General features: G+C 70.1%; 7 protein-coding genes. 2 read left to right on the top strand and 5 right to left on the bottom strand.

Going from position 1 to position 9,354, the window contains the following annotated elements:
- Together NON22_RS15410 and NON22_RS15405 are read right to left on the bottom strand one after the other, a co-directional pair.
- The coding region (locus NON22_RS15410) for a serine/threonine-protein kinase (RefSeq protein WP_257387839.1) at positions 1-992 on the bottom strand (992 nt) is incomplete at its 3' end.
- A gap of 139 nt (positions 993-1,131) precedes the next feature.
- A complete protein-coding gene (locus NON22_RS15405) occupies positions 1,132-1,761 on the bottom strand; it encodes an RNA polymerase sigma factor (protein WP_257387838.1) in 630 nt (209 codons plus the stop codon).
- 133 nt (positions 1,762-1,894) lie between these two features.
- Here NON22_RS15405 and NON22_RS15400 point away from each other — a divergent pair, with 133 nt between their 5' ends.
- Together NON22_RS15400 and NON22_RS15395 are read left to right on the top strand one after the other, a co-directional pair.
- The gene (locus tag NON22_RS15400) at positions 1,895-2,848 is read left to right on the top strand and encodes a LysR family transcriptional regulator (protein ID WP_257387837.1); all 954 of its coding nucleotides are present in this window, start codon (positions 1,895-1,897) and stop codon (positions 2,846-2,848) included.
- A gap of 29 nt (positions 2,849-2,877) precedes the next feature.
- On the top strand, positions 2,878-5,247 hold the full coding sequence (locus NON22_RS15395) for a penicillin acylase family protein (protein ID WP_257387836.1): 2,370 nt from the start codon (positions 2,878-2,880) through the stop codon (positions 5,245-5,247).
- Between the two features lie 51 nt (positions 5,248-5,298).
- Here NON22_RS15395 and NON22_RS15390 read toward each other — a convergent pair whose 3' ends face one another.
- The 3 genes from NON22_RS15390 to NON22_RS15380 form a co-directional block, all read right to left on the bottom strand.
- Complete coding sequence (locus tag NON22_RS15390; protein ID WP_257387835.1) at positions 5,299-7,353, bottom strand: hypothetical protein; 2,055 nt, start codon at positions 7,351-7,353, stop codon at positions 5,299-5,301.
- A gap of 73 nt (positions 7,354-7,426) precedes the next feature.
- Positions 7,427-8,617 (bottom strand): hypothetical protein, encoded by a 1,191-nt coding sequence (locus NON22_RS15385; protein WP_257387834.1) that lies wholly within the window; start codon positions 8,615-8,617, stop codon positions 7,427-7,429.
- Positions 8,618-8,786: 169 nt separating this feature from the next.
- The coding region (locus NON22_RS15380) for a hypothetical protein (RefSeq protein WP_257387833.1) at positions 8,787-9,354 on the bottom strand (568 nt) is incomplete at its 5' end.

The following is a 9,354-nucleotide window of genomic DNA, read 5'->3' as shown; positions in this document are numbered from 1 at the left end:
CGCCAGGGCCGCAGCGACGCTTCCAGCGCGGCCAGCAGCACGAGCACGCCCGCATGGCGCCGCGCCGGATCCGGCGCGAGCGCGCGTTCGATCGCCCGCGGCAACGCGCGCGGCAGATCCGGGCGCAGCTCGCGCAGCGGCGTGCGCGCCTCGGCCAGCTGCTGCTGGCGCAGGCCGTCGAGATCGTCGGCCGCATACGGGTAGCGGCCGGTCAGCAGGCGATACAGCAGAACCCCGACGGCGAACTGGTCCGAGGCCGGTGCCGGGTTTTCGCCGGCCAGCACTTCGGGCGCGAGGTACTGGCGCGTGCCGGACACCGGATCGAACACGCCGTCGCGCTCGAATTCACGCGCGGCGCCGAAATCGGCCAGCACGACGCGGCCGGTGACGTCGCGCAGCACGTTCTCGGACTTCACGTCGCCGTGGGTCAGGCCCATTCGGTGGACGGCGGCCAGACCGCGGCAGAGCTCGATGCCGATCTGCACCGCGTCGGCCGCGGCGAACGGACCGTCGGTCTGCAGCGACTCGGCCAGGCTGCGGCCGCGCACGAGCTCGGTCCACAGGCCGACGCGGCCGTCCTGGGCCGCCGCGCCGTAGACGCTGACGATGTTCGGATGGCGCAGCTTGGCCAGGCGCCGGCCTTCGGCGAGGAAGTGATGGGCCAGGGTGTCGGAGTCGACGTGGCGCAGCTTCAGCGCGACTTCCTGGTCGAGCATCGGATCGTAGGCGCGCCAGACTTCGCCCTGGGCGCCGCGGCCGAGTTGCTCGAGCACGTCGAGTCCGGCGAAGCGGAACTGCACCGGACTCGCGGCGCTGCGTTCGGGCTTGAGCTGCAGGCCGCGGAATACCTGGGCCAGCTGGGACAGTTCGCGCAGGCCGTCGCCGGCGTCGGCGGCATCGCCGTCGAGCTTGGCCAGCAGGCGCCAGTCCAGCGCCGCATCGTCGGCGATGCCGGCGGCGATCTTTTCGAGATCCGGGTTCTCGCCCGTCATGGAAACCCCCTGCCCGTGCTGTGCGGGCGATGTTCCGTTCAACGACGGCGGGGAGTCCATCAGAACACGGTCGCGGCGAAAAGTGCGAAGCGCGTCACGACCGGACGGCGACCTGGCGCCGCTCCGGTCGCGAGCGGCGTCACTGATGCGGCTTGAGCGCCGTCGCGAGCTGCACGAGCGCGCGCGCGACCATCACGCGGACCGCGTCCGGCGTGCTGCCGACTTCGGTCGCGATCTCCGGATAGCTCATGCCGAATTCCAGGCGCATGACGATCAGGCCCTGCTGGCGCTTGGGCAAGCTCGCCAGTGCGGCCTCGTAGGCGCGCAGGCGTTCGTGGCCGACGAGCTGCTCGACCGGCGACGGCAGGTCCACGTCGGCCATTTCGGTGTCGAGCTCGGCCGATTCCGGCCGGCGCATCAGGCGGCGCACTTCGTCGCGGACCTGGTTCAGCAGGATCTGGCGCAGGTAGGCGAGGAAGCTGCCCGGACCTTCGCACTCGAAGCGGTCGATCTGGCGCAGCGCGCGCATCAGGGCGAGCTGGACCAGGTCTTCGGTCTCGTGCAGGTCGCGCGCCGCGCGCGGCAGGCGGCCGTGGGCCCATTGCCGCAGCAGCGGCAGGAAGCGGCGCACGAGGGCGTCGCGGGCGGTGCTCTCGCCGGAGCGTACGCGGCGGATCAGGACTTCGGTCGCTTCGCTGGCCGCAGCAGCCGGCGCACGTTCCGCCTCGCGGCGACCGAACGGAAGAACTCGCGCAACACTGGCAGGCATCGCACCCTCACCCATGGCAAACCCCGGTTTGCACAATGCCACAGTGTTTTCGGCGCCGGCCAATGAAAGCTGATACAGCAGCCGATAACCTGGCGTTATAGTGTGCGGGAGTTCATGCACGGACTGCCAACCGATGCGACTTCCGCTGTCCTCGCCGCTGCTCGAGTCGTTCCTGGTGCTCGCCCGCGAACTGAATTTCTCGCGCGCGGCCGACCTGCTGCACATCACCCAGCCGGCGCTGACCAAGCGCATCCAGAACCTCGAATCGCTGCTCGGCCAGGCGCTGCTGATCCGCCAGTACGGCTCGCTGGAACTGACCGAGTCCGGCCGCCTGCTGCAGCGCTACGGCGCCGCGCTCGAGCACCAGGAAACCGAGCTGCTCGCGAGCCTCGTCGGCGAGCGCACGGGACAGCTCGCCGGCTTCTTCCGCATCGTCACCTATTCCTCGGCGCTGCGTTCGATGGTACTGCCGGCGCTGGCCCACGTGCTGCGCGCGAATCCCAAGCTGTCGTGCCAGGCGTTCAAGGCCGAAGTGGAACAGCTGCACGAGATGCTGATCGCCGGCAAGGTGGATTTCTGCATCAGCCTGTCCGAATGCGAGCGCGCCGGCATCGAGAACGTGCAGATCGGCGTGGAGCGCGACGTGCTGATCGAATCGGCCGTGCACGAGGGCCGCGATGCCTGCTACATCGACCACGACCCACGCGACAACTTCACCGAGAAATTCTTCCTGAGCCAGACCGGCTCCACCGTGCCGCGCATGGAACGCGCCTATTTCGACGACATCTACGGCCTCATCGATGCGGTCGCCGAAGGCATAGGCCGCGCCGTCGTGCCGGTGCACCTGCTCGATCCGGCCATGCCGGTGCGCGTCGTGCCGGGCTTCCGTCCGTTCGACGTGCCGGTGTTCCTGCACTATCACCACCAGCCCTACTACACGCGGCTGCAGCAGGCGGTCATACAGGCGCTGCTGTCGCACTGCCCGCCGCTGCTGCACACCAACCGCCTCGGCGTCGCGCTGGAATCGGCCGTCGCCGACGACGCGCTCGTCGCCGCGCAGTCGCGCCGCCAGCGCGCACAGCAATAGCCCTTCGACTCCCCTCGCGGAAACCGTCCATGCGCCTGCTGCTCCGTCTGCTCAAATACGCCTTCGCGCTGCTCGCGCTCGCGCTGGTCGCCGTCTGGCTGCTGCTGCGCGGCAGCCTCCCGCCGCTCGACGGCGAGCGCCGCGCCGCAGTCGGGGCCGCCGTGACCGTCGAGCGCGACGCGCTCGGCACGGCCACGGTGACCGCGGCGAACCGGCGCGATCTCGCCTACGCGCTGGGCTACCTGCACGCGCAGGAACGCTACTTCCAGATGGACCTGCTGCGCCGCTCGGCGGCCGGCGAGCTCGCCGCGGTGTTCGGCGAGGTCGCGCTGCCGCTGGACCGGCGCCACCGCCAGCACCGCTTCCGCAGCCGCGCGAGCGACGCGGTCGCCGCGCTGCCTCCGGCGCAGAAGGCGCTGCTGGAGGCCTACCGCGACGGCGTCAACGAGGGCCTGGCCGCGCTGTCCGTGCGCCCGTGGGAATACCTGCTGCTGCACCGCAGCCCGCAGGCCTGGACCAGCGAGGACAGCGTGCTCGTGATCTACGCGATGTTCTTCGACCTCAACGGCGACGGCGCGAACAAGCGCGAACTCAATCTCGCGCGCCTCAAGGCCAGCGTGCCCGAGCCGCTGTACCGCTTTCTCGTGCAGCCCGGTTCGAACTGGGACGCGCCGCTGCGCGGCGAGGCCTTCGCCGCGATCGCGCCGCCGGAAGCCGGCGTGTTCGACCTGCGCCGCAGCGCGGCGCTGCCGGCGGAGCGTGCGCGCTACGCGAGCCTCGCCGCCGAAGACCTCGGCCTGCGCGCCGGCAGCAACAACTTCGCCGTCGGCGGCGCTCTGACCGGCAACGGCGCCGCGCTCGTCGCCGACGACATGCATCTGGGCCTGCGCGTGCCGAACATCTGGTTCCGCGCACGCCTGCGCTATCCCGATCCGGCCGATGCGACGCAGACCATCGACCTCAACGGCCTGACCCTGCCCGGCACGCCGGCGCTGCTCGCCGGTTCCAACGGCCACGTCGCCTGGGGCTTCACGAACAGCTACGGCGACTGGTTGGACTGGGTGCGCGTGAATCCCGATCCGGCCGATCCGTCGCGCTACCGCACGAGCGAAGGCTGGGAAAAGCTCGTGCGTCACGCGGAGATCATCGAAGTCGACGGCCGCCCGGCGGAAACCCTGCTCGTCGACGAGACGCGCTGGGGACCGGTCATGGCCAAGGACGTCGACGGCACGCCGCTCGCGCTGGCCTGGACCGCGCACCGCGCGCGCGTCGTCAATCTGGAATTGCTGCAGCTGGAAACCGCGCGCACGGCCGAGCAGGCGCTCGCGATCGCACCGACCATGGGCATGCCGGTGCAGAACTTCGTCGTCGGCGACAGCGCCGGGCGCATCGGCTGGACCCTGACCGGCAACGGCCTGCCGCGGCGCACCGGCTACGATCCGAGCCTGCCGGCGGACTGGAGCGAGGCCGGCCGCGGCTGGCAGGGCTGGGCCGCCGCTGCAGAATTTCCGCGCCTGCTCGATCCGCCGGATGCGCGCCTCTGGAGCGCTAATGCGCGCACGGTCGACGGCGACTGGCTCGCGCTGCAGGGCGACGGCGGCTACGACCTCGGCGCGCGCCAGCAGCAGATCCGCGACGGCCTGCACGCGCGCGACCGCTTCGCGCCGGCCGACCTGCTCGCGATCCAGCTCGACGACCGCGCCGTGTTCCTGCAGCGCTGGCAGCAGTTGCTCGCGGCGACCCTGGCCGGCAACGCCGATCCGGATCTCGCCGAAGCCCGGCGCATCAGCGGGCACTGGAGCGGCCGCGCGGCCGTCGACGCGGCCGACTACGCGCTCGTGCGCGAATTCCGCCTGCGCACGATCACGGCCGCGCTCGCGCCGTTCGAAGCGCTGGCCAAGGCGCGCCACAAGGACTTCGAGCTGCCGTCGGCGCAGGGCTACGAAGCGCCGGTCTGGGAGCTGCTGCAGCGGCGCCCGATGCACCTGCTCGATCCGCGCTACGCGAGCTGGGACGCGCTGCTGCTCGACGCCGCGCGCGCGGCGCAGGCCGAGGCCGCCGGCGCGAGCTGGGGCCAGCGCAATCCGGCGCGGATCCGCCATCCGCTGTCGCGCGCGCTGCCGGGCTTCCTTGCGCGCGGACTCGACATGCCGGCCGATGCGCTGGCCGGCGACAACAACATGCCGCGCGTGCAGCGGCTGGACTTCGGCGCGTCGGAACGCTTCGCGATCGCGCCGGGCCACGAGGAGCAGAGCTATCTGAACATGCCCGGCGGCCAGAGCAGCCACCCGCTGTCGCCGTTCCACGGCGCCGGCCATGCGGACTGGGTCGCCGGCACGCCGACGCCGCTGCTGCCGGGCCCCGGCGTGCACCGGCTGCAGCTGCTGCCGCAACAGTGACCGCGAGGCGGCCGGCGGACCGCGGGGAGCGATCCGCCGGCTGTCGACGTGCTATCGCGCCACAGCCTCGAAGTCGTCGGCGAAGATCGCATCGACCGCGTCGGGTCCGAGCACGCTGGCCGTGTACGAGGCCGGCGTGCCGCTCTGCGCGACGTGCAGGTCGATGTCGGCCGCGACCGGGCCGCGGTTCGCGACGAACGAGAAGCGGAACATCGTGCCCCAGCTCAGCGGGTTCAGCACGGCCGGCGTGTTCGCCGGCGGCGCCGGATTGACCGGCGCGGTCCAGGTCACCTTGCCGTCGGCGACGCTCGCGGTCCAGTCGTTGGCCGGATCGAGCTCGCCGTCGTTGAACTCGATGGCCGACACCGTCGCACCGGGCAGCGGCACGCTGAAGCGGTCGAAGCCGAAGTTGTGGATCACGCGGAAGCGCTGCGCCGGATCGCTGTCGTCGCTGTACTTCGGCGTGCCCTGGGTCACGGCACGCGCGAAGTCGAGGTTCATGACCGCGTAGTCGTAGCGCCAGCTGCCGTTGCCGAGGTCGACGACGTTGACCGCGACGCGCGTGTGGCCTTCGCTGCTCGCGATCTCGACGTTCTTCTGGTTCGGGTTCGACGTGGTCGGGCTGACCCAGCGGTTGATGACCGGGCCGAGCAGCTGCGGCGTCCCCGCGGTGATCGACCAGCTGCTGCCGAAGCTGAAGGTCACCGGACGCGAGGCCATCGTGTTGTAGATGTTGACGTCGTCGCGGACGATGTACCAGGACTCGAAGTAGTAGGTGCCGCCGGCCGTCAGCTGCGATTCGCGCGTGAGCATGCGCTGGCTGTAGCTGGTGTTGCCGCCGCCGGTGTTGAGCGCCTGGTCGCATTCCGGATCGAAGATCGAGCCGCAGCGGCCCCAGAGATCCTGCGCCGGGATGATCTCGCTGCGCGGACCGAGGTCGTTGTTGCTGTCGTTGTTGCCGGTGCCGTAGGTGTCGGAACACGAGCGGCCGAGAATGGTGCCCGTGCTGCCGCCGCTGCCGGGACCCGAGGAACAGCCGCTGTTGGTCGTCACGAACGCGTGCTTGACCCCCGACCGGCCGATCTGCTCGATGCGGTTGTTCGAATCGACGCGGTACAGATTCCAGATCAGGTTCGGATGCTGGTCGTTGTCGTACGGCGGGAACGTGCCCGAGAACTTGCGATACCAGGCGACGTCGGCCGTGTACAGTGCCGAGCTCGTGCCGTTCGGATCGCCGGCGACGGTCGCTTCGGCCGTGCCGTTGTTGACGTTGTTGCGCAGGGTCGACGACGGCGTGAACACCGCATAGCCGTTCGTGGCCGTGTTCGGGCCGTCGCAGGTGCCGCCCGCGGCGGGCCAGGTCGGCGTGCAGCGCGAATACTGCGGCTGGAAGCTCAGCATGAACACGTCGGCCTGGTAGGTCTGTTCCGGCGTCACGTCGGGCACAACCGTGCCGGGCCATACCGGAGCGCCCTGCACGATCTGGATGTAGTTGCCGTCCTGGGCGACGACGCTGAGGTTCATGCGCATCTGCGCGACGACCCAGTCGGTGATCTCGGGCTTGCCGAGGCGCTGGGCGAGGTCCGCATGCATGCGCAGATCCATGGTCTGCACTTCGACGGTGCGGCCCTGGTCGGCGATCGCGTACATCAGGCGGTCGAGGTAGAACAGCTTCTTGCCGCTCGCGTCGACGACGTCGAGCATCTGCGAGCCGTTGCCGCGCGGCTGCAGCACCGCGTCGACGAGCGAGATCTCGCCGACCGGCGTGGTCAGCCGGAAGCCGCCGCGCAGGACGAGACGGCCGGTCGTGAAGTGATCGAAATTGGTTTCGGTGACGGCGAAGCTCAGCCCGCTCTGGTCGCGCAGCGGCACGGCGACGAAGCCGCGCGTGTCGGTGCTCGCGCCCTCGGCCGCGCCCTTGAGCTTGATGCCGTAGTCGTTCAGCAGCTCGACGTTCCAGATGAAGCCGAGGTCTCCGCCGAGCGCGGTCCAGGTCTGGCGCACGACGGGCTGCGGCTCGGGACCGGAAGCGGCGCCCGCGGCGGGGCCGTACAGCAATGCACTCAGCGCGAGGGCCAGAGCGGCCGGACAATGGCGGATGATCATGGTCTCACCTCTCGATTTCGGTGCGCCCGCCGCGCTCGCGGCGGGCTGCGGGTTGTTGTCGTGACGCCGTCGCTCACTCGAAGCCGTCGCGGAAGATCGGCCAGTCGCCGACCGGCGTGATCAGCGGACCCACCTTCTTGCAGACCATGGAGTCCTGCGGAATCGCGCCGGCGCCCGAGGTCGGCCAGTTGTTCGCGGTCGAATCGCGCACGCTCGCCGTGTAGTAGAAGACGACGTCGGTGTCGACGAGGCTTTCGCCGTTGGCGATGTTCGTCGCGACCATCTGGCAGTCGCTGAGGTTGTTCGTCGCCTTGTCGGAATACTCGTTGTTGATGAAGTGCGAACCGATCACGTCGGCGAGGTGGAAGCCGCGGCCGGATTCGTTGACCGGCGTGTAGTCGTTCGCGCCCGAGACGATGCGGTAGCCGAAGCCGGCGACGCCGTCGGTGATGTCCCAGTACGACGGTCCGCCGCCACCGCCGGTCAGGCTGCGCGTGTCGGTGAACTCGGCCGACTTGAGCACGCCGTTGGCCGCGATCTGGTCGTGGGCGGCGCCGTCGATGTCGAAGTCCAGGCGCCAGTAGTTGTGGTGCCAGTGCGTCACGCTGTTGTAGGTGCCGTCGGAGTTGCCGTAGCCGAATTCCGGATTGATGTCGCCGTTGGCGTAGAACGCGAAGCGGCTCGCGTACTGGTACCAGCTGGCCGAGTACTGCGTCGTCAGCAGCACGTAGCTCTCTTCGGGGTTCTGCGCGTTCGTGCGGTCCTCGATCGCCACGCCGCTGTTGAGGCAGTCGGCCGTCACGAACGGATTCGGCGACAGGTTGTTGAACGGACAGGTTCCGTGCGAGGCCGTCGCGTCGGCGGAGACGTCGCAGGTCGTCGTCGCGAAGAACGTGCCGGGCACGCCGAGGGTGTTGCGCACGGCCGGCGTCGCGGCGAAGCGCGCGTTGGTGTCCTTCCAGTCGCGGTAGCAGTTGCCGCCGGCGCCGTTGCGGTATTCGGCGAACAGGATCGGCGAATGGAAGCGCTTGGCGACGAGGATGCCCTTGTAGTGCACGTCGCGCACTTCGAGGCCGGAGCCCTGCACGCCGGAACTCTGGTTCGGCGGCAGCCAGCACATTTCCCAGATCGGCGCGCCGGTGGCCGGCCACTTCAGCAGGGTGCCGCCGGAGACGGCGCAGTTCGGGTGGGCGGCCAGCAGGTCGAAACTGAGACCGGCGAGGAACAGCAGGGCCAGGCCCCGCGCGAGATGAGACTTCTTCACGGACTGTCCTTTGTGGATGAGTGCTGAGTCATTCGAAAGCGGGTTCAGGTTGTTGGAGCCCCCTTGAGTCAGGGAGGCGGCCGGACGGTTGCGAAGCAAGCGTTCGGCGAGGTCGTGGGAGCGAGCGGAAGGGCATGGGAGCCGCGCTGCGGACATTTGCTCGGGCATATCAGGGATGGACCTGCGACAGCGGTCCCGGATTGTCGGGGCCGTAGAACGGATGGACGACCTTGCGCCGCTGCAGGTCGACTATGGCGTGAGCGACCGGACGCTCGCCGTCGGCGCCGGCCGACACGATCACGTGCACGCAGCGCGACGCGTCGCCGCAGCCCGGGTCGTTCGCGTCGCGGAACGCGAAGCCGCCGTAGAAGCGCAGATCCGGCTGCGCCAGCACGGCGCGCAGACCGTCGTCCTCGCGCGCGAGCGCGAACGCGAGCTCGATCTCGGCGTCGGTGAAATTCATGGTCTGGCCCGGCAGGTCGCGCCGGCTGTAGGGCTGGCCGTCGCGCGTGTAGACGCGCTCGATGCCGAGGCCGCGCGCATAGTCCCAGGCGTACTCGACGGTGACCGGCAGGTTCCTGCCGTTCTCGCTGAACACGTCGTCGTAGCGGCGGATCACGAGGATCTCGGGCAGGCGGATGTCGGCCGAGGCGCGCGCGCTGCTGACCTGCGGCCCGGTCACGCCGGCCGTGCCCGACAGGGTGCCGAGGCGGCCCGGGCCGGCCGGCGCGGCCTTG

This window comes from Tahibacter caeni (assembly GCF_024609805.1).
Taxonomy (GTDB): Bacteria; Pseudomonadota; Gammaproteobacteria; order Xanthomonadales; family Rhodanobacteraceae; genus Tahibacter; species Tahibacter caeni.
Note: the sequence above shows the minus strand (reverse complement) of the source record. Positions and strands in the feature narration are given on the sequence as shown.

What these genes read in the sequence shown, in the direction of transcription:
- NON22_RS15405 (WP_257387838.1), bottom strand. Translation starts at nt 1,761, where the DNA reads ATGCCTGCCAGTGTTGCGCGAGTTCTTCCGTTCGGTCGCCGCGAGGCG.
- NON22_RS15400 (WP_257387837.1), top strand. Translation starts at nt 1,895, where the DNA reads ATGCGACTTCCGCTGTCCTCGCCGCTGCTCGAGTCGTTCCTGGTGCTC.
- NON22_RS15395 (WP_257387836.1), top strand. Translation starts at nt 2,878, where the DNA reads ATGCGCCTGCTGCTCCGTCTGCTCAAATACGCCTTCGCGCTGCTCGCG.
- NON22_RS15390 (WP_257387835.1), bottom strand. Translation starts at nt 7,353, where the DNA reads ATGATCATCCGCCATTGTCCGGCCGCTCTGGCCCTCGCGCTGAGTGCA.